Genomic DNA, 26,774 nt, shown 5'->3' on the forward strand with positions numbered 1-26,774 from the left:
GGAAAAGAAAGACAGGCGATACCTGAGGGAAAAGAAAGACAGGCGATACCTGAGGGAAAAGAAAGACAGGCGATACCTGAGGGAAAAGAAAGACAGGCGATACCTGAGGGAAAAGAAAGACAGGCGATACCTGAGGGAAAAGAAAGACAGGCGAGGACGCCTATCCCACTCAATGAAATTGCGACGCCTATCCCACTCAATGAAATTGCGACGCCTATCCCACTCAATGAAATTGCGACGCCTATCCCACTCAATGAAATTGCCTTTCTTAATTTAATTGCAGGTCAGAAAGCTTTAGCAGCTTCTGCTTATGGGGTGGCATCCAAATATTTGAATGCAGGGATAGAACTGCTGGCAAAAAATAGCTGGCTGCGTGCCTACGATCTAACCCTAGCACTTTATGAATCAGCCGTAGAGGCAGCCTACCTCAATGGCGACTTTCAACAGCAGAGTAAGTTAACTGAAGTGGTGCTGCAAAAAGCTAAAACTCAACTCGATAAAGTGAAAGTTTCTCAAGTTAAAATTAAAGCTTGCATAGCACAGACACAATTGCCAGAAGCCGTTGAGATAGCTTGGCAAACTGTTTCGTTACTCGGGGTAAATATTCCCAAGCAACCAAGCCGTGCAGACTTGGATGAAGCTTTGTTAGAAACCGCAGCGAAATTAGCAGGAAAAGAATTTTTAGATTTAATAGAATTGCCCCCCATGTCCGATCCAATTGCCCTGGCAGTGATGCGGCTGTTAGCGAGTGCTAATGCTGCGGCTTATACCGCCAATCCTCAACTATTGCCGCCGATCATATCCCAGCAGGTTAACTTATCGCTTGAGTATGGTAATGCTGATGTATCTCCCTTGAGTTATGCTTATTACGGTGCTATCCTTTGTGGTTCGGTGGTATCGATTGAGTCCGGCTATAAATTTGGTCAGGTGGCTTTAAAACTTTTAGATAAATTAGAAAATCAGCAAATATTAGCTCGGACGATCGATTTAGTTTATGGAACGATCCAAGGTTGGAAATTTCATCTTAAGTCTACTTTAAAACCTTTACATAATGCCTATGAAATTGGCAAAGATAACGGCTGTTTTGAATGTGCCGGGTATAGCATTGTAAAATATTGCTATTATTCTTTTTTAACTGGACAGCCTTTGAACGAGCTAGAACAAGAAATGAAAACCTACACTGAGGTTTTAGCTCAACATAAACAATTGACAGCCGTTAATTATCTCGAACGAGATAGACAGGCTATTTTGAATTTAATCGAAGGTTCTCTTTTGCCAGGTGTTTTGACGGGGAAAGTTTATGATGAGTGGGAAAAATTACCGATTTACGAGCAAGCAAACGATTATTACGGACTGTTATATTTATATTTAAATAAATTAATACTTAGCTATTTATTTGAAGAGTATTCTCAAGCGATCGCCTACGCTAACCTAGCAGAAACTTACCTGGATGGGGGAACCGGGTTAGCTCTAGTTGCCGTCTTCTATTTTTACGATTCTCTAGCGCGACTGATGGTATACCCAGAGTTGGCAAGTGAAGAGCAAGCAAAGATTATCAAAAGAGTCAATGTTAATCAGAAAAAAATGAAATATTGGGCGAATATCGCGCCGATGAACTATTTACATAAATACGCTCTAGTCGAGGCAGAAAGGCATCGAGTTTTAGGGCAATATCTGGAAGCGATGGACTATTGCGATCGCGCGATCGCCGGTGCTAAAAAAAACGAATACATCCAAGAAGAAGCACTTAGCAATGAGCTGGCAGCTAAACTTTATTTAAATATGGGAAAAGAAAAAATTGCCCAAGTTTATATGCGGGATGCTTGCTACTGCTATACCTGCTGGGGAAGTCAGGCAAAAGTCAAAAAATTGTCAGATAAATATCCCCATTTAATCACTGAAAATTGGACGAAAAATAGCGTTAAATATTCAATCACCAGTCACATAACTACTAGCACTAGCTCAACGGAAATTTTAGATATAGCGACGGTGATTAAAGCATCTCAAGCGATTTCTGGCGAAATCGTCCTAGAAAAGTTACTGGCTAAGTTAATGAAAATTATGATCGAGAATGCCGGGGCACAAGTTGGCTATTTAATTTTACATTCCCAGGCATATCCAGGGAACGAGTCAGGGCAATTGCTGATTGAAGCTTCCGGTTCAGTGGATAATGAAAACATCGCTGTTTTGCAATCTATTCCCGTTGAAAACTGTCTGCCTGTTTCGGTTATTAATTATGTAGCGCGGACTAAAGAAATAGTCGTGAACCACGATGCTGCTAATATGGGAAGATTTACCGATGACCCCTATATTAAAACTTATCAGTCTAAATCTATCTTGTGTGCGCCAATTATAAATCAAGCTCAACTGAGCGGGCTGATCTATTTGGAGAATAATTTAACGACAGGAGCATTTACAAGCGATCGCATCGAAGTAATCAACCTGATTACTGCTCAAGCTGCTATCTCGATTGAAAATGCTTTATTATACAGCAACTTGCAGCATACCAAGCAGCAATTAGAACACTATTCTCACACCCTAGAAGTTAAAGTAAAAGAACGCACCCAGGAATTAGCAACGGCTAAAAAATCCGCTGAAGCTGCTAGCCTTGCTAAAAGCGAATTCCTCTCCAATATGAGCCACGAACTGCGAACCCCCCTCAACGGCATTTTGGGTTATACCCAAATTTTGCAACGAGACAGCAGTTTAAAAAATAAACAAAAAGAAGCGATTAATATTATACATCAATGCGGCGGTCACTTGTTAACTCTAATTAATGACATTCTCGACCTCTCCAAAATTGAAGCCGGGAAAATGGAACTCTGTCCCAGTGAAATTGATTTTGATTTCTTCCTGCAATGCGTTGTAGAAATCTGCCGCATCAAAGCCGAACCCAAAAACATTTCGTTTACTTACCAACCTTCAAAGCAACTACCAAAGAGCATTTATACTGACGAAAAGCGGTTGCGTCAAGTTTTAATTAATCTCCTGGGTAATGCAATCAAATTTACCGAAGAAGGGGGAGTAACTTTTAAGGTAGAGGTAATTGGTAATGGGTCATTGGTAATAGGTAATGAAGCCAATGATAACCGATTACCAATTTGTCAAATTCGCTTCCTAATTCAAGATACTGGCGTTGGCATGAGTGAGGAGGAAATAGCACAAATTTTCTTACCTTTTGAACGGGTAGGCGATAAAGCTCGTTTGGTAGAAGGAACTGGACTCGGACTGGCAATTAGCAAAAAAATAGTTAACATGATGGGGTCTACCATCAACGTTAAAAGTCAGCTGGGAGAAGGCAGCACTTTTTGGATAGATTTAGATTTACCAGTCATCGTCGGTAACACAAAATCAAGTCAATCTAAGCACAATGAAATGATTATTGGCTACGAGGGAAAACAGCAGAAAATTTTAGTAGTAGACGACAAATGGCAAAACCGCGCCGTTTTGAAAAATATGCTCGAACCCCTGGGTTTTATTATTGCAGAAGCTGCCAACGGTGAGGAAGGTATAGAAATTGCTCGCGCGCTACAACCAAACCTAATAATTATCGACCTCGTTATGCCAGTATTAGACGGTTTTGAAATGATGCGCCAGTTGCGGCGGTTACCGGAATTTCAAGCAGTTCCGATAATTGCTTGCTCTGCCAGCGTTTATAATATCGATCGGCAAAAGAGCATCCAAGCAGGCAGCAACGATTTTCTCTCTAAACCAGTCGTCCTAGAAAATATGTTAGAAAAATTACAACTGCATTTAGGACTGGAATGGATTTATGAACAAAAAAATCCTCAACTCCCACCAGAGATAGAAAATGCACACCAGCTCGCTACGATCGTACCACCACCCGCAGAAGCACTCGCCCGACTGTACGATCTAGTGCGACAAGGACTGATTTTCGAGGTAGAGGAAGAAGCGTCAAGACTTGAACAAGAAAATGAAGAATTTGTTCCCTTCTGTACAAAAATTTTACAATTCGCCCAAGAGTTTGAAGTCGAAAAAATCTTACATTTTCTTGAATCTTATATCAACCCCGGTTAAATTAGAAGGGGTGGGTTCAATCCCAGAACTTTAATTGAGTAAAAATCCGGGGGCAGAACTATGAATCAATCGCCACAAAAAGAACCTATATTAATCGTTGACGACACTCCCAACAATTTGAAAGTTTTATCCCAAGCTTTGACCGACGCTGGCTATACAGTTGCGGTTGCAAAGAGTGGCGAAACGGCGATTAAACAAATCGAATATAAACCGCCAGCGCTGATCTTGCTAGATATACTGATGCCGGGAATGGATGGTTTTGAAACATGCGATTGCCTAAAATCCAATCCCGCAACAAAAGACATTCCGGTTATATTTATGACCGCTTTAACCGATACGGTTGATAAAGTTAGAGGTTTGTCCCTTGGAGCGGTAGATTATATTACCAAACCCTTTCAAATTGAAGAAGTTTTAGCCCGCGTTAAAACTCACTTAGAAGTCAGACGTTTAAATATCACCTTGGAGCGGCAAAATTCGCGTTTAAAAGAAGAAATTGACGCGCATCAAAAAGCTCGCGCCGCCTTGCAACAACTCACCGAAGAATTAGAACAACGGGTACAACAGCGAACCGCAGAACTTTCTCAAGCACTCGATGAATTACGCAAAAGTCAAGAAAAATTAGAATACGATGCCTTCCACGATTCTTTGACGGGATTACCGAATCGCGTCTGGTTAATTAAGCGGTTAAAAAACTTAATTGAAGCGAATTTAAGTTATACCGTGCTGTTTGTTGACCTGGATCGGTTTAAGGTGATTAACGATAGTCTGGGACATATAACCGGAGATGAACTTTTAAAATGGGTTGCAGTCAGAATGCAAGCTTGTTTGAAAGCACCCAACACCGCAATCAGGATGGGTGGGGATGAGTTTGTCATATTGTTAGAAACAGGAGAAGCTACAGAAGTTGCGCGACAATTGCTCGAACAATTAAGCATGCCATTTAACTTCAACGATTACGAAGTTGTTATCGGGGCTAGCATCGGGATTACTTCCAGTAAAATGGGTTACCAAAACCCTATGGATGCGCTCAGAGATGCAGATATTGCCATGTATCGATCCAAACAAGAAAGCAACGGTGGCTATCAGGTATTTACACCCGAAATGCAAGCATCCGCTCTCGCTCGGATGCAGATGGAACACGATTTGCGGAAAGGGATTGGCTCTGAAGAATTTTGCCTTCACTACCAACCAATTTTATCTTTAAAAACCAGAGAACTCAAAGGTTTTGAAGCCCTCTTGCGTTGGAATCATCCCAAGGGAAGAATCTCGCCCGCTCAATTTATCCCCCTGGCGGAAGAAACAGGTTTAATCAATCCTTTAGGCTGGTGGATCGTGCGCGAAGCTTGCAGCCAGTTACAACGTTGGCAAACTGAATTTCCCGACTTTCCCCTCAGCCTTAACATCAATTTCTCCCCGGTACAGTTTAATCAAGCCAATCTGTTTGAAAAACTCGCAGAAATTTTGCAAGAAACAGGTGTGACTCAGAATTGCATCAGAATAGAAATTACCGAAAGTTGTCTGTTAAACAATCCTAACCTCGACTTAAATTTATTGAAAAGCATGGGTTTAGAGTTATGTATAGATGATTTTGGGACGGGCTACTCTTCGTTGAGTCGCTTGCATGAATTACCAATTCATACTTTAAAAATAGACCGTTCTTTTGTAGTTCAATTAACTCCAGAAGACCGGGATACGGCGACGATAAAAATAATTTTAATGCTGGCTAAAAACCTGGGATTAGAAGTAGTAGCAGAAGGTATAGAAACAGAATTTCAATTAGAAAAACTGCGAGAACTTGGATGTAATTGGGTACAAGGGTATTTGTTATATAAACCCCTCGATCCTCAAGCGGCAACGGAAGTGATTAGAAGCTTTTATCAAAAACACTTTACGCGGTAACATTGCCAGGAATTACGCAAATCAACGTTTCTCTGAAAAATGGCTAATTGCTAATTGCTAATTGCTCGCTTTTCAATTGCCAAAAGAGCAGCCAGCGATTATCTATTAACTCAAGTTGCTAGTTATCTCTCTGGGAGCGGCTAATGGCTAATGGCTAATGGCGAGATTGGTAAAAATCCAAGATTAGCAATTAGCAAGCTTGCCAGCTTGCAACGCCAAAGTTTATAACTAGCAACTTGCGTTATTAGCAGTTACACAACCGTTGCAAGAGGACATGATATTACGCAAATCACCGTTTCTCTGAAAAATGGCTAATTGCTAATTGCTAATTGCTCGCTTTTCAATTGCCAAAAGAGCAGCCATTAGCGATTAGCTATTAGCAGTTACACAACCTTTGCAAGAGGACATGATATTACGCAAATCACCGTTTCTCTGAAAAATGGCTAATTGCTAATTGCTAATTGCTCGCTTTTCAATTGCCAAAAGAGCAGCCAGCGATTATCTATTAACTCAAGTTGCTAGTTATCTCTCTGGGAGCGGCTAATGGCTAATGGCTAATGGCGAGATTGGTAAAAATCCAAGATTAGCAATTAGCAAGCTTGCCAGCTTGCAACGCCAAAGTTTATAACTAGCAACTTGCGTTATTAGCAGTTACACAACCGTTGCAAGAGGACATGATATTACGCAAATCACCGTTTCTCTGAAAAATGGCTAATTGCTAATTGCTAATTGCTCGCTTTTCAATTGCCAAAAGAGCAGCCATTAGCGATTAGCTATTAGCAGTTACACAACCGTTGCAAGAGGACATGATATTACGCAAATCACCGTTTCTATGAAAGAAACAAAGGTGTTTGGCATCAAAAGTCTTGTGGTACAGGCCAAAATCCTACCTCTGCCGCGCCCCTAAGATGCGATCAAAACAACTAAGCTTCAATCACCACTCGCAAATTCCCTCGCTTTTTAGCCACGCGACAAGAAGTTGTGTTTCCCGTCCGCTGGAACTCCAAATCCAACAAAGTAGCACCAACTTTTAAATTTTCCAGCCGTAAAGATGAAATCGATTCTGGCAGTGCCGGATCGATAATTCGCAAGCAGTTATTCGGCGCATCGGGAACCAAATTGATCATCATGTGCAGCAGCTGAAAAATACTGCCCGTTGCCCAAGCTTGGGGGGAACAAGCGACGGGATACCGCACCGGAGTACTGTCACCATTACGTTCGTAACCGCAGAATAGTTCTGGCGGACGCTGATAAGGTTGATACAGGGTCATATCTATCAACCCCTGCGCCAATTCTAGAGCTTGATCGATCAACCCCAGACTACGCAACCCCATCGCGATTAGGGCGTTGTCGTGAGGCCATACCGAACCGATATGATACCCCATCGGATTATACGCGGGGGATAAACTGCTCAGGGTCCGAATTCCCCATCCGTTAAACATATCCGGCGCGCGCAATCGTTCGGCGACGCTATAAGCACGCTCTGGCGTCAGAATGCCCAAACTCAAACAATGCCCTGGATTAGAAGTGATGCTATCAACTCGCTGGCAATCGCCATCCAATGCCAAGGCGCAAAAACCCTCGTCTTCTAGCCAAAAATCGCGATTAAACCGGGTTTTTAAATCCCTTGCTTCTTCTTGCCACCGATCTGCTAAATCGATTCGCTTTTTCAGCCGCGCAATTTCCGCCAGACGCACTTTCGCCGCATAAACATAACCCTGCACTTCACACAAGGAAATCGGCGGCGATGCCAGCTGTCCTTTGCGATTGATCATACAATCACCAGAGTCTTTCCACCCCTGGTTGACCAAACCGCGATTAGAACGACAGGAATAGCTGAGATAGCCAGTTTCCGCACAATTGCGATCGATCCAATCCATCGCCGCTAAGGCATTGGGCCACAACCGATCTAAAGTTTCAATATCCGCAGTCCAAGCATAATACTCGGCATAAAGCATCAACCACAACGGCGTCGCGTCTACGGTACCGTAGTAAGGCGTGTGGGGTATTTCTTGACAGCGCGCCATTTCGCCAAAGCGAATTTCGTGCAAGATTTTACCGTATTGCTCGTCGCGCCAATCATCGTCGGTTTTGCCTTGGTATTCGGCTAGGATGGTGAGGGTTTCTCTTGCGATCGCCGAATTCAGCATCAAAGTTTGCGACGCCGCAATAATCGAGTCGCGTCCAAACAACGTGGAAAACCAAGGCACTCCCGCAGATAGCACCTTTCCCTTACCAAAAGTCTGCCGCAGCAAGTAAGCATCTTGTTCCGCACGCGAGATCGCTTGGTTAAACATACTCCGATCCGAACTAATCCGCGTACTCTGATGCACCCAATGTTGCTCCTCCATTAACTCCGCCGCCTTCGCTTGCACCAAAGTAACGGGTGCGTCAACTCGCGAAACGGGACGGTTATTCATAAACATTTGCAGCCGATAACCCAATTTAATACTTTCATGGGACTGCAACTCCAGCTGCCAAATTGCCGTGTATCCCTGGAACGAGTCTGGCGTGCGATGGTGAAACTCGATGCGCGATTCCATCACCGAGCCATCCAAACCTTGGTAAGCTAGCGTCAGATTGCCCGTTTCTTCTTGAGCTGGTTTGCCCTCGCGCACCGCGCGCAACAGTTGACCCCGCTTTTGCCGCGAAAATCCCCGGACTTCAAATAAATCGACAAAATCGGCGTCAAACGTGATGCTGAGTTCAAAACTAACCGCGCCGGTACTGTAATTACATACCTCTATTTCTGAAAACAGCGCGCCGTTGAGAACGATTTCGCGCCGAATTCCCAAGGTGTCGGCATTGATACGCCCTTCAATTTTTGGGTTCGTACACAACACCGAAAGCATAAATCCTTTATCGGCGGTACTGTTGAGTAAAACCGGCGCGCGACCTTCTATTTGCAACTCCAGGCGCGAAAGAAACCGCGTATCGTTGCAAAACAGCCCCATGCTGGCTGATATGTCATCTCTTAAATTAAAATTACAAGCAATATTGCCCAGGGTATCGGTGACCAAAAACATGTCATCGTCTTTGAGTGTAAGCGTTGGCTGGGGTTCTTCGTTGACGACGCAAGGCCACTCTGGGGTGGGCAATTCCTCGGCGGGGATAAAAGTTTGACCTTCGAGTTCAATAATATTCGGTGACATTACTAGCTGTTTTCTCTCCAATCTAAGGTTTCCAAAAGACGAAATTTTGCTGACCGGGTTGCTGGTGTCAACAAAATTACACGATGGATATCCGGTGGCATCGATATTGTATGGGGCGACGGGGTGGGGTCGGTTTAATTGGGTTATTTGTCTCTCTCAAAAGTTATTGGTAAAACCCGCACCTACAGCACCGAAAACATACGATATCGCACAAACGGACACCATATGCAGGCTGCTTGAAGGTTGACAAAATTGAACGTTTAAGCAGCCCGATCGACCATCTTTCTATAAATCTATTCATAACGAAAATTTCGGACATTTGCTAGGATTTAGTTTCTTTTTTATTGATTTTTTTAATTTAACTGAAAATCTTAAGAAAACCAAATTTTTTTGGCTATAATTAACCATTTTTTGATATATAACGCCAGTTGCTATTTATAAACAAGGGCGTTGCAAGCTGGCTAATTGCTAATTGCTAATATAGGATTTTTACTGAGATTAGCCATTAGCCTCGTGACCCAGGCGGTCGCCTGGGAACGCCATTAGGTGCTATGCATGAGATAACTAGCAAATTGAGTTAATAGCTAATGGCTAATGGTATAACTGCCAAATCTTCCCATCAGCAATTAGCAATTAGCAAGCTTGCAATTAGCAAGCTTGCAACTAGGGTTATAAAGCTTGTTCCAAGGATTCGAGTTTATATTCAACCGTTAATCCTGGCAGTCCCTCTAGTTTTTCTTCAAGTGGCATTTCTACGGTTACTGGCGGCACTAAAATAGTTAATCCTCTAGGAATGCACTCAACTTCAAGGGGAGTAGTACCGACAATTTCTCCATCTAAAACAACTTTTTGGGGCGGATTTGCGGTAATTTTGCAGCGTTTGGCGCGCAGATAACCGATATCATCTCGATTGGTAGCATTGCCGGTAAGTGCGGTGCGGAATAAATGATACGAAGCTGCGATCGCTCCTGCTACATTCGCTGGTGCTACCACCGTTAGGTCTAGCAAACCATCATCGACAATCACACCAGCAGGGCCTTGCGCCAAAATCGAGGTAGCCGGTGCAGCATTGGCAACCGTGACGGCAACGGCGTTTACTGTGATAATTCTATCCTCGGTTTCGATCTCGGCCTCAAATGCTTCCATTTCTTGCAGCTGTTTAAATCCAGCCAAAATATAAGCGAGCAAACCAAAGCGATTTTTGGCTTCTCGGTTCGCTTTTTCCACCGTTTCTGCTTCAAACCCAATCCCGGCTAACAATACCATCGGTTTGCCATTACAGAAAGCGGCATCGACTTGGCGCGTCGCCCCGCCTAAAATAGTCTCGCAGGCAGCTGCGATGGTATCGGGAAGACCTAAAGCAGAGGCAAAAGCATTGGCAGTGCCTCGGGGAATTACTCCTAAAGGAATATTGCTTCCCACCAAAGCAGCAGCAACCGCCGAAAGGGTGCCATCGCCGCCAGACGCGATCAGCGCCTCCACCCCGCGCGCGATCGCGCGTTTTGCCAATTCGTCAGCGTCCACTTCTGCTGTGGTCAGAAGTATTTCTAAATCGATCTCTGGCGCCAAAATTTTGCGAATTTGGGCTAAATCTTGGTCTGGGTCGCTTTGACCTGCTACAGGATTAAAGATTAGGCAAGCAGAACGGGTCATAATCAATTTCAGATATTAGATGATAAAAAGTGACAGCGCTGTTTGTTCTCAAGCGCTGCGGTTATAGCGGGAAAGCAGGCGCATGAGGTACACCGAGAGTTTGTGTAGCGGGTATTTGTGCACCCGCTACACAAACGACGCCTTAAGGCTTTCCCTCACTCACTTGCAATCTGCTGTAATGTCAGCAGCCTATAACCCTTGCATCTGACGTTTACTGCCACTAAACTAACAGCGGCTCGTCACCCTTCGCGACTATCCCAAGTAATAAAAACCAAAAATGCCAGACCCGTTAATGTATAACCAGGATGCTTTTGTCGTCCTCGAACCCAACCAAACCGAACAATTCCTGATGCCGGAGGAATTGTTAGAAAAGCTCAAGCAGATTTTGGCGCAGCGACAGGATGATTTACCCCGCGATCTGCAAAAATATACTTCGGTTGAACAACAAGCTCAGTATTTGCTCGAAACTTCCTGCGAACTCGATGTCGGTCCAGGACAGTATTTGCAGTGGTATGCGGTGCGATTCGAAAAGTAATTGGTAATTGCAGATTTGAGATTGCAGATTGCAGATTTAATCTAAAATCTCAAATCTAAAATCTCAAATCTAAAATTAATAAAGTTTGGTAACGCAACGCCACGGGGATCTTGACAGTTGTCCCCAATCGGGCTATTGTCTCTGTTTAAGGTTGCTCTAGTTCATCGACAGCAACCCTTGTCCACCCAAAAACCTAGAATCGCTATCCAAAGCCGCTGCAAACGGCAATGGACAGCTTGACCCCCCAAACTGCCAAAAACAGTCGGGAGGCTAATTGAGAATTTTAACATTCTCTGGAGCCACCCTGCTTTGCGCTGCCTGCGGGGTGGCTAGATTTTTTGGATTTCCCAGCCAAAAAATAGGAGAAAATATCATGGCAGAAGAGTTTTTGTCGGACTCTAGCGGATCTGCGCGTCCAAATTCTGACGCAGGAGAACCGGAACGGGAACGCACCCTCGTTTTTGATTATCGGTACTCGCGAGGGGGTGATGGCAGAAATCCGCAAGTTTTACGCCATCGGATTTGCTCAGGTCGATGATTGGAGTCGCCTGACGCCAGTACCCAATTCGGATCGGGTGATGAGCATCCTGGGCAAGCTATCGCAAACCAGGATCTACCGATTCATCGACTCCGAAGTCGGGACGGTAAGATCGGGACTGACGCAAAGAAACCGGGTTTCTCTACGCAGAAACCCGGTTTCTGATCTCAAGTCCGGTCGAAAAGGTTGTATATAACGCAAGTTGCTAGTTACATCAAGCGGTACTGGTAATGGCTAATGGCTAATGGCTAATGGGTAGTTGTCAAGAAGGCAAAAGCCTGTTAACCCAATTAGCAATTAGCCATTAGCAATTAGCAAGCGAGCAATTACCGCTGTCACAAGTTATAACTAGCAACTTGGGTTATATAGTTTTTTATGCTGTAGGGGCGGGTTTTACCAATCAATCCGTGGAACCATGAGATATCTCTTTAAACCCTTCCTTTGTTTACGCTACCGATGCAACCGGATTTGATATAACTAGCAACTTGGGCTACTAATTCTTTACGCTGCAGTTTTAATCAGCGCCATTTCCACCCGATCGGTATCGGGTTGGGTCAACTCTACTTTGATATTGGGGCCAAAGTATTTTTCCATTTTCTGCTGCTTTTCTTGCCAGCTTTCAAAGGAAACCTGCGGGGATTCAAATTCCAGCACCAAAGTGTAAGCACCTTCAGTTGCTCTTTCGCGTATCCCCACAACCAGGGGTAGTTGTTCGTTTGAGGAACCCAAACCCAAGTAGGCAAGCGCTCGATCTAAATGGGCGACTTGACCGTAGCAATAGCGGGTAATGTCTTTGCGGATTTTATTTTGAGTTGTAGTTGCTTGTTGTTCCCTCAGCGCCAGCACCTCTGGAGTGGTAGGTTGAGAAAACGGCACTGGCTTGAGTTCCGCTGTTTTCAGCGCCAGTCCGCCCAAAATCAGTGGAATCCCGTAGAAGAATCCTGCCAAGTTCAGGGTGGCGTAATCGGCAACGTAGGCGTACACTCCCACGGAGGTTAAAACGAAACCCAGCCCCAAGCCTAAAGTTGCCAAAGAAATTTGACGTAACATGTTGGATAGATACAAAAATTAGCAATCTTTATTATTTTCCCTGTATCGGTGACAAGATATAGGCAACACGCACCCGTAGCGATTCAAACAGTGCCCAATACTGGCGGCGACGGTGCGATATGCCAAGGGCTAGCTGCGCGAACGCGATTCTCCTGTACGCTGACTTTGGTCATAGGTTTTATCCTTGCTGGAAGGGTACTATGTCTGTGTTGGGAAAAATTGGGAAGAATACTGGTAGCAAGCCAAAGCAGCGCTAACTTTAATTATTATCAAAGGGCCTACACATGACTTCTAATGAAGATCGGCAACCTAATGGGGCGCGTGCCTTATTCGAGCAGATCAACTCGCTTAAGAGGGAAGATGAAACGCTGTATAACATCCTGGCTGTCGATGTTTGGGCTTTAGCCAAAACGATGGATGAGTTTCAACCAGGGTTTTGGACTGCTTTCATGAAAAATCGCGAAAAGGCGCTGAAGCGATTTATCGCCGAATCTGTGAAGAATAAACCTCAAGAAACTCAAAGACCACCATTTTTACGCTAAAAGCTTCCTTGGAGCCAAATCTTGACAAATAAACTTAAAAATGATATATGTTGCGCTCAACCAGAGCCAGTCAATTAAACTGATGGTTGGTGTAGTTAAGCAAAAATATGATAGACCCAAAAACGATTCGCGAACGAATTGCCGTGATTGAAAGCAAGCGCGATACTTTGTTGCGGCTGTTGGAGCAACCAGACTTGGGCACCCTGAGAATAGACGTAAACCAAGCACTGGAAGAAATGGACGATCTGATCGAGGAGTTTAAACGCACTTTTGGCGAAACCGACACCCAATAAAACATCAAGCTTGCCTGTTTACTCCAAAAGCCGTTGAATTAAGATTCAATGCTGCTCTTAGTGCCTAACTCCTTGACCAGCGAGATCAGATCTTGGGTATTGGTGTCTTTGCGGCAGAATGCATCTACGCAGGCGGCTGGGTTGATTGCGGCAGCCTGCGCTTCTTCCATTGCCGAGTAAGCGATGATTTGAGTTTGAGGATTAATCTGTTTGATTTGGCTGGAGGCAAGCCAACCGTCCATCACGGGCATCTGTAAATCTAGAATAATTACATCAGGCTCGTGATTTTTTACCATTTCTACGGCTTCTTGACCGTTTTTGGCCACGCCAACTAGCTGGATATTGCTCTGGCTAGTTAAAGCTAACTTTAAGCTTAAACGGGTTAACTCGTGGTCATCTGCCACCAGCACACGTAAATTAGAACGGGAGCATGTCAACATTATGTCCTCAGATGATTCCCAGCAGTAATTGATCCATCTAATTTAGTAAAATTAAATGCGGTTCGCCTCTACCATCAGAGCGATTAGTTAACCAAAGATGCAAGTAAATTCGGGCTGATGCCGGATATAAACATAAAATATTTTTTATTTACATAAATTTATCAGAAAAATATTTAAGTACAAACTTGAGTCGATTGAGTAAATTCTCAGTTGATTGATGGCAAAAAGCGATTATACTGCACGCCGGCGGCGGACAGGCTGCGAGAGCGCCAGCTTCACACAATCTTTAAATTTCTGCCCATTTCACCATCAACCTGCGGCAGTTGGAGAGCAACCGCGATTGATCCGGAGGATGAAAGACTTAACGAGGGATTTTAATCGCTTGACCCTCCCCCCTCTTAGAGGGGGATTCTACAAGGAGGCGAAGCAACGGTCTCTTGACACGTTGCTCCGCTTTTTACTTGCCAATTTCCACAGGAAAATCCTGGGCGGGGAGGTCAACGTCCCCCTAGACACTCCACTCAGATCGAGTCCAAGTGTTGCGCTTACTTTGGTTATGATATTGGCTGCTCCGTTAGCATCAGCATTGACATAAAAGTTGTTCGCAGCACGGAACAACCCGCGCTTAACTCGCGATCCCTTCGACTTCCAGTCTTTGGGTTTCTCACCGTATTTAGGAACTGTATCGCCGTCTAAAAAAGATGCTACCGACGCATCAGCTTCTTCAGTTTCGATAAACTGTATGCCGTATTGTTCGCACAACTGAGCAATACGGCATTTTAATTTAGCTGTTGGGATTTGAACAAAAGATTGGTTATTGCGCTTGCCAATATTTATTTCTTGTTTAATTCCCTGATTCCAGCCAAAAACAATGCGCCCAATTTTATGATCCCAGCAGTGATTAATGACAATTATTGCCGCTTTATTGATGGCCGAAGCGCATCTGTCGATTGCGCTTTTCCGTTAAATGAGCAAGCCGCTTCGACCAAAATCCTTGTGGCTTGTCTTCTTTAATTTTGGCGACCGATTTGTTAAACCATTGGTTTAGGGATTTGACGTGTCGCCCATCAATAATGAAAGAGGTATTGATGTTGCTGACGCAGGTTAACCAATTAGTCACCCCGCTATCAACGCCCAGCACCCGCGATGGATATAGTACAACTGGTACTTTATTTTGAACGTAAACCCACTCGGCATAAAAGCATCGATTGCGAGGCAGTATCCGCACTTCTTTGATATTTTCAAACCGCAGGTTGGATGGCATGGTTAACCAGAATGCTTCTACCCCAAACCAAGTTTTACAAAGCTGTCCCATTGGGAAGCGTACTTGCTTTCCTACCAGCTTTAACGCTTGCTTCGGATAGGTGGCAATCGCCATACCGTTCGATTTGCGGTATTTTGGTGGGCGTGGTTTGTTTTCCAATTCGCCCTTTTTGTAGGAACCGATCAGATCTTGAAACGATTTAAAAGATTCGGCGATGCCGTTAAGCGCTTGCTGTGCGACTTGAGAATAAACTGCACCGTAATGCAAAGAAGCTTTCATCTCTTTGCACAATACCGCGCTTCCTGCTTTGCCGTACAAAATTCTTCCGGTTTTAAAATAAATCTGACGAGCCTAGTAGATAGCACAGTTTGTTAAGTCGTTAATTTCGCTACACAGGTACTCCATTACGGGCGTTAACTCTTTGGTTTTTGGTATTAGTTCTTGTTGGCATCCGTACAAAAAAAATCACCTCCTTTGCTCAGACAAATTATACTATTTGTTAATCTACAAACTTCGTCACTTAGCAAATCTTACAGCGGATTGCAAATGAGTGAAGTACAGCCAACTGGCGCAAGGCAAGTGTAGCGGCACCCTTAAGGGTGCCGCTACACTTGCCTTGCGGTGTACCTCATACGGTTGCAATCCGCTGTAATAGCTGGATTATGACTGGCTAGATAAATCTAGCCTTTGGTTTTCATCCCCCGCATAAATGACGGGGGCTTTCAACCTAATTCTTGTAAATGCGGTTTGCAGATGTCTCAAACCTTGTTGCAATGGCACAGAACTTACTTCATGCAAAAACTGGAGGTCTTGTTGCTGACGAAGGCGATTAAAATGCTTGGGATTAGCTAGTTTTTCTGCGTCACTGGTAGTAATCAGACTGGTGATGACCACGCTCTAGGATATGGGTTGTGGCGAAAGTTCCCGCGCTTCTAGCTGGGGGTAAGCTTACATCGGGAAGGATGAGGCAGACTTCAATGGTTTTTTCTGCTTCATCTTCCCCATCTTGTTGCTCATATCATGTCCTCTTGCAACGGTTGTGTAACTGCTAATAGCTAATCGCTAATGGCTGCTCTGGAGGCAATTGAATTGCGAGCAATTAGCAATTAGCCATCCATACACTACCGATACCTAAGGACATGGTATCAGATGTGCGTCTGGGTTTTTCAAGCCAAACCGGCTGATTGTAGTGCCATATCCATCAATATTTTCTGGGCGCTTTGTTCTTTGGCATTCTCAGGAGGACGGCGTTGGATGTAACTGCCATCCGGCTGTAATTCCCAAGCTTTGCAGTTATCTGCGAGCATAATTCCCAGAATTTCTTGCAAATCTTTGGCTGAATTCGCGTCTTCTACGGGAGCGATCGCTTCGACGCGGCGATCCAAGTTGCGCGTCATCCAATCGGCACTGCCGATATAAACTTCCTCTAAACCGCCATTTTGGAAATAATAAATGCGAGAATGTTCCAAAAACCGGCCCACAATGCTGATAACGCGGATATTTTGGCTTATATCTTCGATTCCCGGACGCAGACAGCAAACACCGCGCACGATCAGGTCAATTTTAACCCCTGCCCGCGAGGCTTCGTAGAGGGCGGCAATGATTTGCGGGTCTACCAGGGAATTCATTTTAGCGACAATGCGCCCAGAAGCGCCGTTCTGGCAATGTTGAATTTCGCGGCGGATCAGGGAGAGAAAGCGATCGCGTAAATTCACCGGAGCTACCATCAGCTTACGATAAGACCGCTGCCGCGAGTAACCCGTTAGATAGTTAAACAAATCGGTCAAATCCGCCCCCAAATCTTCACGACAACTTAAAATTCCCAAATCCGTATAAAGACGAGCGGTCTTTGGATTGTAATTTCCCGTGCCGATGTGAAAGTAGCGGCGGATGCGGTCGTCTTCTCGGCGCACCACTAACACGACCTTGGTGTGAGTCTTTAAACCTACTAAACCATAAACCACGTGTACCCCCGCTTGTTCCAACTTGCGCGCCCATTGGATATTATTTTCTTCATCAAAACGGGCTTTTAGTTCCACCAAAACTACAACCTGCTTGCCATTTTCCGCTGCTGCAATCAAAGCGTTGACAATCGGCGAATCTCCTGACGTGCGGTAGAGCGTCATTTTAATTGCCAGGACATCGCGATCGCAAGCTGCTTGCATAATAAAACGCTGCACCGTTGCCGAAAATGAGTGATAAGGATGGTGTACCAACAAATCCCCGTTGCGAATGATGCTGAAAAAATCTTCTCCTTCTTCTTGCGAGTCAAAAGCGCTAGGATTGATTCCCGCCAGACGTCGCAAGCGCGGCGGTACGACCGGACTCCACGGGACATCTTTTAATTCTGGCAAGGGCAAGCCCATAAAATACATTAAATCCCCCAGTCCCAGCATCCCCTCCAATTCATAAACATCGTTTTGGTGCAAAGACAACTCTTGTATCAGCGTTTGGCGCACCGTTTCAGAAGTCGTCCCTTGAATTTCCAGCCGCACAACTGAACCCCCCAAACGACGCTTGCGGAGTTCCTGTTCAATTGCCAACAGTAGGTCATCGGCTTCATCTTCTTGCACCGATAAATCCGCATCGCGCGTAATCCGAAACGGATGGCATTCCCGAATATTCATCCCTGGAAATAAGGCTGCCAAATTGTGAGCAATCGCCTGTTCTATCGGAACGCCCTGCCAAATCGTTTTGGGCTTTGAATTTTGATTTTTTATAGCGGTTTCTAACTCGTATTTTTGTTCTATCTTGCTGTTGTTATTTCCTGGTAATTGATAATTTTCTAGCGGCAATGATATAAATCTTGGCAATACTTTTGGAACTTTAACTCTGGCAAAAAATTCTTCTTTTGTTTCCGGGTCTTGAATTACCACCGCCAGATTTAGGCTGCGATTGGAAATATAAGGAAAAGGATGACTGGGGTCAACAGCTAAAGGCGTGAGTACGGGAAAAACCTGCTCTTCAAAATACTGTTGTAGATAATTTTTCTGTTCCTGGTTCAAGTCCATGTAATCTAGGATATAAACTCCCACTTGTGCCAACTCAAACCGCATGACTTTATCAAAGTGTTGATGCTGAAGCGCTACAGAAGGACGCAGTTTATGGCAGATGGCTTCTAGCTGTTCTTGGGGCGTCCTACCATCCGGTGTCACCTGGGTTACTCTGGCTTCCACCTGTTTCTTCACACCAGCAACGCGCACCATGAAAAATTCATCCAGGTTGGCGCTAAAAATTGCCATAAACTTCAGACGTTCTAAAAGCGGCGTCTTGGGGTCGAGTGCTTCCTGCAAAACCCGGTAATTGAACTCTAACCAGCTTAATTCGCGGCTAAAGTAATATTGGGAATCGCTGAGGTTAACATCGGTGAGGGTTTTTTTAGTTTTAGGCATGATGGGCGTATGCTTAAAGAGTAGGTAGCAGCCATTTTCGATTGTAGATGGAAAGTTGTAGTTTTTCAGTTGAATTGAAGCTGAATTTTACAATCTGCTATTTCACTTGGCTCGCACCCAAGACGAGTGGGATTTCGCTAACCGAGTCAAGCCAGCTCGTCAGGCGGTCAATCTTCGCCACCATCGGGTTGCAATCGTTTTAAGTTCGCCAGGGCATAAAGCTCTACAAGTTGAATAACCTTTTTAGCTTGCTCGTCGTGGAAAACATCGCTGGTTTCTCCATCTCGCCACCAAACTGTCACTTTGAATTCGCCATCGTCGATGTTAGCTGTCACTAGGCGAATCTCGTCAAAATTTAGAAATCTCTCGGCAGAAATCTGGAGAATAATAGCCATGTTACCTGTATCATGATTGAAGGATTTAAAGCTATTTTTTTGGCAAGCGCTCGCATCCTTAAACCAGGGGCCTTTGCGATCGCAGACCGCCAAAATCTTCACCGCTTGCTTGTAATGGGGATCGTTGGGGTTCGGGGGTTTAACAATTGTGAACTTGTCGTCAAAGGGATTGTAGGTCAAAAGTAAGACCTTGTAATTAAATAATCCCTTGGGTCGCAGCGCCCAAAAGCTTTCCTTTGTTTTTTGCACAAGCCAACCTTCTTTCCCAAAGCGGGCGATGATTTCCTCGATTGTTTGGTTCATGGTTATTGTTCGATCTCAATGGGAAGTAAAAGCGATCGCCAAAGCCATTAAAATTCGCGCTCGCTACAGAAACAGAAAGCCTTTAGAGTTTAATGGTTTACACAAACAAAACCTCCTTTTCTAGACATCACCTCCTTTAAAACGGGGATTGCTCCTCATTTACCGCCGCTGGGTGAGGGGCGTCGTATCAGGCGAATTATTGCCATTTTTATAATGCTATATATTTTAAGGATGGCAATAACTTCAACATCAAGATGGCAATCCCTTAACATTGCCAGTACAATCAAAGGAAATGTTTATGACCGATACAGATGCCGAAGTCAAAACACTATCAGCACAATCAAAGGAAGTCGGAAAAGCTGCAACTTCGCCTAACCCCCGAAGGGAAGGAGAAGTTAGAGCAGCTAACGGCGGCAATGGGGATGTCGATCAGCGAACTACTGGAACAACTAAGTCGGGGACAAATAGCAATTACTCCGGTTCGCTCGCTGGGGGAATCATTGACCAGTTGATTGAGGATTACAAAGATCGACTGGAGAAGGCACGAGCTAGTGTTAAGTGGTATCAGGATGAGGAGCAAGAAATACTCAAAAGGCTGGAAGGTTTTTATCGCCTTAAAGAGTTAGAACTTCAACAAACAAAAATTGAAGAACCTGAATAAACCAGCGATCGCACCCACCGCATCGCTGGTTTTGTTTTACTGCCAGCGTGGGGTTAGCAGCGAGCGACATTTACCCCAGTCATCACCTGCTTAATTTTTCTTCCGGGTTAGCTGCCTTTGGATATCTGCCTCTGTTCGAGGCAGAGAGGTCAGCCAGTATTTTACCCATGGACTCAAATAACATTCTATACACGGGTAAAATTCCCAGTATTACACGGGTAAAATTAAGGAAATTTCACATGGGCATAAGACAAAGTGGGAAGAAAAACCAAGTACGGAGAGCCAGTCAAGGATGTGACGGTCACTCTACCTCAGACGGCAATAGAGAATCTAGACGCTTGGGCGAACAGACTAAACATGACGCGCTCAGAGCTAATAGCCAACATTGGCTTAAGTCAACTCCGAATCAGCCAAGACCAGCAGGCGCTGGGGGAATCATTAGCCAGCTGATAGAAGAAACTGAGTATCAGTTGGCTGAATATGAGGAGCAAATTGAAAAAGCTATAGCTAGTATTGAAAAGTACAAAGAGAGGGTAGAGCAACTTAAAAAACGCAAACAAGAGCTTTTACTATCTCTGGAAAACTGGAAAGCAGATGTAATAGAGAACGCAGCTATTTAATTGCATGACAATAAAAATCTATGGCGAAAGCGAAACACGCAGCCCACGGGGAAAAGAAAACGGTTCAGATAGCGATTCGGATTACTCCGACTGCCTAGGAAGCGCTCAAGAAGATGAAGCAAACACTCTCAAGAATAGTTACAGCGATTTTTATTTCTTTTGATCCCAGCGTAGGGGCACGGCGTAGATAGGATTTCGGTTTCATCAAAAACTGAAGGATGCCGTGCCCCTACTGGCTGGCACCAGGGTACGCATCCCGCCGCGTCGCTGGTTTTGTGTTGCTGCCAGCGCTGGGGGGTAACAGCGAAGCGATCGCATTCCCTCACGCTACGCTGGTGCAAGCGTTCACGAACCGAATACTTCGTCTTCGATGCCAACCCACCATTCACCTAACTTCATCAAGTCTTTGTGAATGTCGGCTAACTCGTTGGCATACTCTTCAGGGGAAAGGGTGGCGCGACGTTCTTGCAGTTTCTTCAGACGGAGTTGCACCAACAGCCAAGGCTTGTGAATGCTGTCGGTCGCTTCTAGGTATTGTGCAAGTTCTTTGCTATTCACGATCGCATGTTTCTAAGCTTTTTTACAAATTGTTACACAATTAGTACAAGAAACCCGGTTTCTTAAAGAAACCGGGTTTCTGTTCGTAGTAGCACGGCATAGGAAGAACTTTGTGCTGGCGACAAAACTTACTGAGGCCGTGCTACTACCACAAACGGGACCCGATTGAAAGCTACTTACGCAGCTGCCATATTTTGGTTGGCGAAGTCCCAGTTAACCAAGTTGTCGAGGTAGGTGGCGATGAAGTCTGGGCGTCTGTTCTGATAGTCCAGATAGTAGGCGTGTTCCCAAACATCCAAAGTCAGCAGGGGGGTTTGTCCGTGAACCACTGGGTTTTCGGCGTTGGGGGTTTTGGTGACTTTGAGGGTGCCATTTTCTAATACCAACCAAGCCCAACCGCTACCAAATTGAGTAGCAGCAGCGGTTTTGAACGCTTCTTTGAATTTGTCGTAGCTGCCGAAGTCGGCGTTAATTTTATCCGCGATCGCGCCCGTAGGAGCGCCGCCACCACCCGGTTTCATTGAGTTCCAGAAGAAAGTGTGGTTCCAGACTTGCGCGGAGTTGTTGAATATACCTGCTTTGGCTGGATCTCCAAAGCTGGTGGTGACAATTTCTTCCAAGGACTTATCGGCGAGTTCCGTATCCTTGATCAAGTTGTTGAGATTAGTCACGTAAGCCGCGTGGTGCTTGGCGTGGTGAAATGAAAAGGTATTTGCCGACATGTAGGGTTCTAGGGCGTTGGCGGCGTAGGGTAAATCGGGAAGTGTAAATGCCATTGTGTTCGATCCTCTCTAGAAGCTTTTCCCTGGCGAACTCATGCACAAGCTCACCAGCTCATAATACCGTTATTTATGATAGGACTTTCTATCAAAAGTCGAAAGATAGGCAAAGTAAGGTTTTTGTCATCTATCAATGGTGGTAGGGAAATAAAGAAATTGACTTTAAAACAGTAATGCGATCAAGAAATTTGACGCAGGAGTGATATGCCTGCGCGGGTTTGCCTATCGTAATGTGGGGTCTGGGGAGTTATAGGACAGAGGCTTCAACGAAACGAAGTGGAGTAAGCCTTTGGTACATGAACTCCCTTTGTAAAAAGCGGAAGGGTGTACCCGCTTTTTACAAACCCTTTAATCCTATGTTAGGATGACTGACATAGAGTCAATACCACCATGTTAGTATTTGAAGCAAAATTACGTGGAACGAACGAGCAGTATGCCATCTTAGACGAGATGATTCGTACTGCGAGTTTTGTGCGTAATTCGTGCTTGCGGTACTGGATGGATAACAAAGGTGTTGATAGATACGACCTCAACAAATATTGCAAAGTACTCAGAGAAGAATTTTCTTGGTGCAAAAAACTCTCGGCTCAAGCTTGTCAAGCTAGTGCCGAAAGAACTTGGAGCGCCATTGCAAGGTTCTTTGACAATTGCAAGAAAAAGGTTCCAGGCAAGAAAGGATTCCCTAAATTTAAAAAACATCAAACTCACGGTTCTGTAGAGTACAAGGTGGACGGATGGGTGTTATCGGAAGACCGATTAACCATTACATTTAGGGATGGCTTTAAGGCTGGAACCTTTAGGTTGTGGGGCAGTAGTGACTTGCACTTTTACCAAAAAGAGCAGATTAAGCGAGTTCGCGTCGTTCGTAGAGCTGATGGATACTACGTACAGTTTTCCATCGACACTGAACGGATTGAAAAGCACGAACCCACCAAAAAAATGCTGGGGATAGATGTTGGTTTAAACCATTTCTACACCGATTCTGATGGCAAAAAGATTGAGAATCCCAGGTTTTTAAGAAAAGCAGAGAAGGCATTAAAACGCGCACAAAAACGGGTTTCTCGCAGAACTAAAGGTTCAAAAAACCGCAAGAAAGCCATCCAGCGGTTAGGTAGAACGCATCTGGCGGTATCGAGGCGGCGTAAAGACTTTGCGGTTAAGACTGCCAGGGCGCTCGTCCAGTCGGCAGACTTGGTAGCCATTGAAGACCTAAAAGTGCGGAATATGGTTAAGAACCATCATCTAGCCAAATCAATATCTGATGCTAGCTGGACATTGTTTAGGCAGTGGTTAGAGTATTTTGGCAAAGTATTTGATGTGCCAGTGATTGCTGTAGCACCTTATTACACCAGCCAAAATTGCTCCAATTGTGGGCATGAGGTCAAGAAAGCCTTATCGACCCGTACTCATAAATGCCCGCATTGCGGTTACTTAGATGACCGCGATACGAATGCTGCCATCAATATTCTGGTTAAAGCATTACAAGGTCTAGCTCAACTACCGAGGGGCACTCGGAAAGTTACGCCGCTAGGGAGATGACCCGCTGCGAGGATGGGGAAACCCAGACGACTAAGGTTACTCGACGAACCAGGAAATCTCATCAGCGATGATGGGAATCCCCACCCTCGGCGTCAGCTCTCTTGGGGAGCATGTCAAACTGATAGCCAAGCGATATGTAATTGCAACTTATGGCACCCGAAACCGAGTCAAAATCAATTCGGATTTTAATCGTGGAAGACGATCCGATGATGCAATTGGGGTTAGAACAGTCGTTAAGCGCGCAACCCCAATACACCCTTGTCGGACAAGCGGAAGATGGTTATTTGGGTGTACAAGCGGCGTTGAGACTCAAACCAGATGTAGTTGTGATGGATATTGGTTTGCCGCGCAAAGATGGAATAGCTGCGACCCAGGAAATTAAGGCGGCGCTTCCGGATGTGCGAGTAGTAATGCTAACTTCCCACACGGCGGAAACGGAAATTATTGCGGCGCTTTCTAGCGGTGCGGATGCTTATTGTGTGAAAGGTGCGAGTATAGATCGGTTGTTGAATGCGATCTCCGCTGCAATTGAAGGCGCTACCTACCTCGATCCGCAAATTGCGCGGCGAGTGATTGAACATTTAAAACCACCCGCGCCTAGTGACAATATCGGTCAATTATCCCAGCGGGAATTAGAAGTTTTAAAACTGATGGTAGAAGGCAAAAGTAATCCAGAAATTGCTGCTGCACTTTATTTGAGTACGAATACAGTTAAAACCCACGTGCGGGGGATTATGAATAAATTATCGGTGGACGATCGAGTGCAAGCTGCTGTTGTAGCGCTGCGAAATGGAATTGTTTGAAGAAATGCTAATAGCTCATGGCTGGCTAATGGTTAATGGAAGGATATTAGTGTTGTGAGCTTCACATCTCCCAATTAGCAATTAGCAATTAGCCAGCCAGCCATTTTTTCCTATCACCTTTGTTTTTTTGCGTAAGTTTTGTAGCCATTAGCAATTAGCCATTAGCCATTAGCCATTAGCCATTAGCCATTAGCAACTTGGGTTATTAGGAGAAACACAAGGCAATCGAATTGTGAAGGTGCTACCTTTGCCTAATTCGCTTTGCACTTGGATGCTACCTCCATGTGCTTGAACGATCGCTTGTGCGATCGCTAATCCCAATCCCGATCCGCCGGTGTGGCGAGATCGATCGCTATTGACGCGATAAAACCGATCGAAAATTCGCTTTTGATCTGCGTTGGGTATGCCAATTCCTGTGTCTTGAACTTGAATGAATGCTTCGCGATCGCTGCGTTCTAAAATAACAGTAACTTTTCCACCCGATGGGGTATATTGAATGGCATTTACGATTAAATTAGCAACCAAACGATAAAGCTGATCGGCATTGCCTAAAACCTTGAGTGGTGTTGTTACCCGGATGTCGGATTTCAGATGGACTTGGTGTGCGATCGCTAATGCTGCTAATTCTTCTATTAAATCGCTTACCAAATCGTTCAAACAACAGATTTGGCGTCGCGCGGAGGCAGATTGTTTATCCATCCGCGATAGCAGCAATAAATCGGCAACTAACTGGGTCAGGCGTTTATTTTGACGTTCGATTGTTTCTAGGATTTCTCGCGCTTCTTTTTCATCTACATGCATTAATGCCGATTCTACAGTTGCCTGAGTTGCTGCTAAAGGCGTTCGCAATTCGTGAGCAGCATCGGCGGTAAATTGTTCGATTTGTCGGTAAGATTTGTAAATTGGTTGCATCGCTAACCCAGCTAACCACCAACTAGCAACACCTACCAAAATTAAAGAGATTGGCAAGCCAATTTTTAAAGACCATTTGACTATATTCAAATAATCTTCAAAGTCTTTGAGACTGCGCCCGACTTGGAAGTAACCCCAATTTTGGTAAGTTTTAGTGTGCAGATGAACAGAAATTTGGTGATAGATGTTGCCTTGGCTATCGGTGAGAGTTTGCCAAGTTTCTGGGTTAAATTTTTGGGGTATTCCTTCTGGATAAGCGCCGGCGATCGCGATCAATCGTCCCGATATATCAAATAATCGAATATAGTAGTGACCTTGGTTAATGGCGCTGAGGGTATGGCGGGAAGAATTGGATGGTGATTTAACGCAGCTAACCCCAACCATACAGAGATTTGGTAACAGTTCGCTCACCATTGGTTCTAAGCGTCCGGGTTGCTTTAATTTTAGTTCCAAACTGTCGTGTAGCGTCCCCGCGACTGATTCTAATTCATTGTCTATAGCTACCCAATGAGCGTGGGCAATCGCGTGATAAACCCCAAACCCCAACAAGCTTAAAATCAAACCCATCACCCCAGCATAGGAGAAAGCTAACCGCCACCGAGTTTGATTAAACAGCTTATTTTGATTCATATTATTTGGCTAATTGCTAATTGCTAATTGCTTGGTCATTGGTCTTTGCTATTACCTATTACCAATTACCGATTACCGAATTTAAACGATAGCCGACACCATGCACTGTTTCAATTATATTGGCACAGCCAATCGGTTCTAATTTGCGGCGCAGCAGACGCATTTGAGCCGCCACTACATTACTAAAAGTATCTGCACTAGCTTCCCAAATTTGATTTCTAATTTGCTCGCTGGTGATAATTTGATTGGGATGTTTCATTAAATATTCTAGCAACTGGAATTCTTTATTAGTCAGGGAAATTTCTGGTTTTTCACCATTTTTATTCTGAGAATAAACCGTGCGAGTGCCGTAGTCGAGAGTGAGGTTGCCTACCTGTAACTGTGGGGGTTGGATTTGAGGCGATCGCCGCTGCAATGCTCTCAACCTTGCCAGCAATTCTGCCATACCAAAAGGCTTGACTAAATAATCATCTGCCCCCGCATCCAGTCCGGTTACTTTATCTTCCATTCGATCTTTTGCGGTTAGCATCAATACGGGTAGCGGATTATTTTTAGCACGCAAGCGACCCAACAATTCTAATCCGGATATCCCTGGCAATAACCAATCAAAAATAGCCACGGTATACTGGGTCCACTGGTTTTCTAGAAAGTTCCAAGCTTCATTTCCATTACTTACCCAGTCAACGATATATTTTTCCCGTTCCAAGGTTCGCTTAATCGCTTTTCCTAAATCTGGTTCATCTTCAACTAGCAGCACTCGCATAAGAGTAATCTATCA

Annotated in this window: 22 protein-coding genes and 2 pseudogenes; 11 read left to right on the forward strand and 13 right to left on the reverse strand. The window is 44.7% G+C overall.

What is annotated here, in order from left to right:
- On the forward strand, positions 1 to 4,038 hold a 4,038-nt coding region (locus tag MiSe_RS20550), incomplete at its 5' end, for a response regulator (RefSeq protein ID WP_226584428.1).
- A 60-nt stretch (positions 4,039 to 4,098) separates the two neighbouring features.
- Complete coding sequence (locus tag MiSe_RS20555; RefSeq protein WP_226584430.1) at positions 4,099 to 5,937, forward strand: two-component system response regulator; 1,839 nt, start codon at positions 4,099 to 4,101, stop codon at positions 5,935 to 5,937.
- A gap of 923 nt (positions 5,938 to 6,860) precedes the next feature.
- Here the strand turns inward: MiSe_RS20555 and MiSe_RS20560 are convergent.
- Both MiSe_RS20560 and MiSe_RS20565 read right to left on the reverse strand, forming a co-directional pair.
- A complete protein-coding gene (locus MiSe_RS20560; protein ID WP_226584432.1) occupies positions 6,861 to 9,089 on the reverse strand; it encodes an amylo-alpha-1,6-glucosidase in 2,229 nt (742 codons plus the stop codon).
- Between the two features lie 669 nt (positions 9,090 to 9,758).
- Complete coding sequence (locus MiSe_RS20565; RefSeq protein WP_226584434.1) at positions 9,759 to 10,742, reverse strand: YegS/Rv2252/BmrU family lipid kinase; 984 nt, start codon at positions 10,740 to 10,742, stop codon at positions 9,759 to 9,761.
- A gap of 277 nt (positions 10,743 to 11,019) precedes the next feature.
- Between MiSe_RS20565 and MiSe_RS20570 the strand changes: the two genes are divergently transcribed.
- The 3 genes from MiSe_RS20570 (at position 11,020) to MiSe_RS20580 (ending at position 12,011) form a co-directional block, all read left to right on the forward strand.
- A complete protein-coding gene (locus MiSe_RS20570) occupies positions 11,020 to 11,277 on the forward strand; it encodes a CRR7 family NDH-1 assembly protein (protein WP_226584436.1) in 258 nt (85 codons plus the stop codon).
- A 373-nt stretch (positions 11,278 to 11,650) separates the two neighbouring features.
- Positions 11,651 to 11,815, forward strand: a complete 165-nt coding sequence (locus MiSe_RS20575; protein WP_226584439.1) for a hypothetical protein — start codon at positions 11,651 to 11,653, stop codon at positions 11,813 to 11,815.
- Positions 11,766 to 12,011: a hypothetical protein gene (locus tag MiSe_RS20580; RefSeq protein ID WP_226584442.1), complete on the forward strand. Its 246-nt coding sequence runs from the start codon at positions 11,766 to 11,768 to the stop codon at positions 12,009 to 12,011. The genes MiSe_RS20575 and MiSe_RS20580 overlap by 50 nt, the downstream gene beginning before the upstream one ends.
- 305 nt (positions 12,012 to 12,316) lie before the next feature.
- Here MiSe_RS20580 and MiSe_RS20585 read toward each other — a convergent pair whose 3' ends face one another.
- On the reverse strand, positions 12,317 to 12,865 hold the full coding sequence (locus MiSe_RS20585; protein ID WP_226584444.1) for a DUF2854 domain-containing protein: 549 nt from the start codon (positions 12,863 to 12,865) through the stop codon (positions 12,317 to 12,319).
- A 284-nt stretch (positions 12,866 to 13,149) separates the two neighbouring features.
- Between MiSe_RS20585 and MiSe_RS20590 the strand changes: the two genes are divergently transcribed.
- Positions 13,150 to 13,407: a hypothetical protein gene (locus MiSe_RS20590; protein WP_226584445.1), complete on the forward strand. Its 258-nt coding sequence runs from the start codon at positions 13,150 to 13,152 to the stop codon at positions 13,405 to 13,407.
- Positions 13,408 to 13,514: 107 nt separating this feature from the next.
- A complete protein-coding gene (locus MiSe_RS20595) occupies positions 13,515 to 13,700 on the forward strand; it encodes a hypothetical protein (RefSeq protein WP_444980527.1) in 186 nt (61 codons plus the stop codon).
- 38 nt (positions 13,701 to 13,738) lie between these two features.
- Here MiSe_RS20595 and MiSe_RS20600 read toward each other — a convergent pair whose 3' ends face one another.
- The 5 genes and pseudogenes from MiSe_RS20600 to MiSe_RS20625 form a co-directional block, all read right to left on the reverse strand.
- The gene (locus tag MiSe_RS20600; protein WP_226584447.1) at positions 13,739 to 14,140 is read right to left on the reverse strand and encodes a response regulator; all 402 of its coding nucleotides are present in this window, start codon (positions 14,138 to 14,140) and stop codon (positions 13,739 to 13,741) included.
- A 411-nt stretch (positions 14,141 to 14,551) separates the two neighbouring features.
- Positions 14,552 to 15,863 (reverse strand): annotated as a pseudogene (locus tag MiSe_RS53895) (RNA-guided endonuclease InsQ/TnpB family protein).
- A gap of 276 nt (positions 15,864 to 16,139) precedes the next feature.
- Positions 16,140 to 16,226 (reverse strand): annotated as a pseudogene (locus tag MiSe_RS53900) (RNA-guided endonuclease InsQ/TnpB family protein); the annotation flags it as partial.
- 344 nt (positions 16,227 to 16,570) lie between these two features.
- Entirely contained in the window at positions 16,571 to 18,796 is a 2,226-nt protein-coding gene (gene ppk1 / locus MiSe_RS20620; protein WP_226584452.1) for a polyphosphate kinase 1, read from the reverse strand.
- 167 nt (positions 18,797 to 18,963) lie between these two features.
- The gene (locus MiSe_RS20625; protein WP_226584454.1) at positions 18,964 to 19,494 is read right to left on the reverse strand and encodes a hypothetical protein; all 531 of its coding nucleotides are present in this window, start codon (positions 19,492 to 19,494) and stop codon (positions 18,964 to 18,966) included.
- A gap of 298 nt (positions 19,495 to 19,792) precedes the next feature.
- On the opposite strand from MiSe_RS20625, the gene MiSe_RS53905 reads away from it, so the two are divergent.
- Together MiSe_RS53905 and MiSe_RS20640 are read left to right on the forward strand one after the other, a co-directional pair.
- A complete protein-coding gene (locus MiSe_RS53905) occupies positions 19,793 to 20,155 on the forward strand; it encodes a hypothetical protein (protein WP_264196615.1) in 363 nt (120 codons plus the stop codon).
- A 47-nt stretch (positions 20,156 to 20,202) separates the two neighbouring features.
- Positions 20,203 to 20,775, forward strand: coding sequence for a hypothetical protein (locus MiSe_RS20640; protein ID WP_226584462.1), 573 nt, complete (start codon positions 20,203 to 20,205; stop codon positions 20,773 to 20,775).
- A gap of 128 nt (positions 20,776 to 20,903) precedes the next feature.
- Here MiSe_RS20640 and MiSe_RS20645 read toward each other — a convergent pair whose 3' ends face one another.
- The 3 genes from MiSe_RS20645 to MiSe_RS20655 form a co-directional block, all read right to left on the reverse strand.
- Entirely contained in the window at positions 20,904 to 21,152 is a 249-nt protein-coding gene (locus MiSe_RS20645; protein ID WP_226584464.1) for a hypothetical protein, read from the reverse strand.
- A complete protein-coding gene (locus MiSe_RS20650) occupies positions 21,121 to 21,333 on the reverse strand; it encodes a hypothetical protein (RefSeq protein WP_226584466.1) in 213 nt (70 codons plus the stop codon). The genes MiSe_RS20645 and MiSe_RS20650 overlap by 32 nt, the downstream gene beginning before the upstream one ends.
- Before the next feature lie 176 nt (positions 21,334 to 21,509).
- Positions 21,510 to 22,109 (reverse strand): superoxide dismutase, encoded by a 600-nt coding sequence (locus MiSe_RS20655; RefSeq protein WP_226584468.1) that lies wholly within the window; start codon positions 22,107 to 22,109, stop codon positions 21,510 to 21,512.
- A gap of 393 nt (positions 22,110 to 22,502) precedes the next feature.
- On the opposite strand from MiSe_RS20655, the gene MiSe_RS20660 reads away from it, so the two are divergent.
- Together MiSe_RS20660 and MiSe_RS20665 are read left to right on the forward strand one after the other, a co-directional pair.
- On the forward strand, positions 22,503 to 23,651 hold the full coding sequence (locus tag MiSe_RS20660; protein ID WP_307731479.1) for an RNA-guided endonuclease InsQ/TnpB family protein: 1,149 nt from the start codon (positions 22,503 to 22,505) through the stop codon (positions 23,649 to 23,651).
- 149 nt (positions 23,652 to 23,800) lie between these two features.
- Positions 23,801 to 24,454, forward strand: a complete 654-nt coding sequence (locus MiSe_RS20665; protein ID WP_444980528.1) for a response regulator — start codon at positions 23,801 to 23,803, stop codon at positions 24,452 to 24,454.
- Positions 24,455 to 24,643: 189 nt separating this feature from the next.
- Here the strand turns inward: MiSe_RS20665 and rppB are convergent, their stop codons facing one another.
- Both rppB and rppA read right to left on the reverse strand, forming a co-directional pair.
- Complete coding sequence (rppB, locus tag MiSe_RS20670; protein ID WP_226584470.1) at positions 24,644 to 25,996, reverse strand: two-component system sensor histidine kinase RppB; 1,353 nt, start codon at positions 25,994 to 25,996, stop codon at positions 24,644 to 24,646.
- A gap of 58 nt (positions 25,997 to 26,054) precedes the next feature.
- On the reverse strand, positions 26,055 to 26,759 hold the full coding sequence (rppA, locus tag MiSe_RS20675) for a two-component system response regulator RppA (RefSeq protein WP_226584472.1): 705 nt from the start codon (positions 26,757 to 26,759) through the stop codon (positions 26,055 to 26,057).
- Positions 26,760 to 26,774: the final 15 nt, after the last annotated feature.

Origin of the sequence: Microseira wollei NIES-4236, from assembly GCF_020521235.1 — a bacterium.
GTDB lineage: Bacteria > Cyanobacteriota > Cyanobacteriia > Cyanobacteriales > Aerosakkonemataceae > Microseira > Microseira wollei.

What these genes read in the sequence shown, in the direction of transcription:
- MiSe_RS20580 (WP_226584442.1), top strand. Translation starts at nt 11,766, where the DNA reads ATGGCAGAAATCCGCAAGTTTTACGCCATCGGATTTGCTCAGGTCGAT.
- MiSe_RS20660 (WP_307731479.1), top strand. Translation starts at nt 22,503, where the DNA reads ATGTTAGTATTTGAAGCAAAATTACGTGGAACGAACGAGCAGTATGCC.
- MiSe_RS20665 (WP_444980528.1), top strand. Translation starts at nt 23,801, where the DNA reads ATGGCACCCGAAACCGAGTCAAAATCAATTCGGATTTTAATCGTGGAA.
- ppk1 (WP_226584452.1), bottom strand. Translation starts at nt 18,796, where the DNA reads ATGCCTAAAACTAAAAAAACCCTCACCGATGTTAACCTCAGCGATTCC.
- MiSe_RS20655 (WP_226584468.1), bottom strand. Translation starts at nt 22,109, where the DNA reads ATGGCATTTACACTTCCCGATTTACCCTACGCCGCCAACGCCCTAGAA.
- MiSe_RS20555 (WP_226584430.1), top strand. Translation starts at nt 4,099, where the DNA reads ATGAATCAATCGCCACAAAAAGAACCTATATTAATCGTTGACGACACT.
- MiSe_RS20600 (WP_226584447.1), bottom strand. Translation starts at nt 14,140, where the DNA reads ATGTTGACATGCTCCCGTTCTAATTTACGTGTGCTGGTGGCAGATGAC.
- MiSe_RS20590 (WP_226584445.1), top strand. Translation starts at nt 13,150, where the DNA reads ATGACTTCTAATGAAGATCGGCAACCTAATGGGGCGCGTGCCTTATTC.
- MiSe_RS53905 (WP_264196615.1), top strand. Translation starts at nt 19,793, where the DNA reads ATGACCGATACAGATGCCGAAGTCAAAACACTATCAGCACAATCAAAG.
- MiSe_RS20585 (WP_226584444.1), bottom strand. Translation starts at nt 12,865, where the DNA reads ATGTTACGTCAAATTTCTTTGGCAACTTTAGGCTTGGGGCTGGGTTTC.
- MiSe_RS20575 (WP_226584439.1), top strand. Translation starts at nt 11,651, where the DNA reads ATGGCAGAAGAGTTTTTGTCGGACTCTAGCGGATCTGCGCGTCCAAAT.
- rppA (WP_226584472.1), bottom strand. Translation starts at nt 26,759, where the DNA reads ATGCGAGTGCTGCTAGTTGAAGATGAACCAGATTTAGGAAAAGCGATT.
- MiSe_RS20565 (WP_226584434.1), bottom strand. Translation starts at nt 10,742, where the DNA reads ATGACCCGTTCTGCTTGCCTAATCTTTAATCCTGTAGCAGGTCAAAGC.
- MiSe_RS20625 (WP_226584454.1), bottom strand. Translation starts at nt 19,494, where the DNA reads ATGAACCAAACAATCGAGGAAATCATCGCCCGCTTTGGGAAAGAAGGT.
- MiSe_RS20570 (WP_226584436.1), top strand. Translation starts at nt 11,020, where the DNA reads ATGCCAGACCCGTTAATGTATAACCAGGATGCTTTTGTCGTCCTCGAA.
- MiSe_RS20560 (WP_226584432.1), bottom strand. Translation starts at nt 9,089, where the DNA reads ATGTCACCGAATATTATTGAACTCGAAGGTCAAACTTTTATCCCCGCC.
- MiSe_RS20595 (WP_444980527.1), top strand. Translation starts at nt 13,515, where the DNA reads ATGATAGACCCAAAAACGATTCGCGAACGAATTGCCGTGATTGAAAGC.
- rppB (WP_226584470.1), bottom strand. Translation starts at nt 25,996, where the DNA reads ATGAATCAAAATAAGCTGTTTAATCAAACTCGGTGGCGGTTAGCTTTC.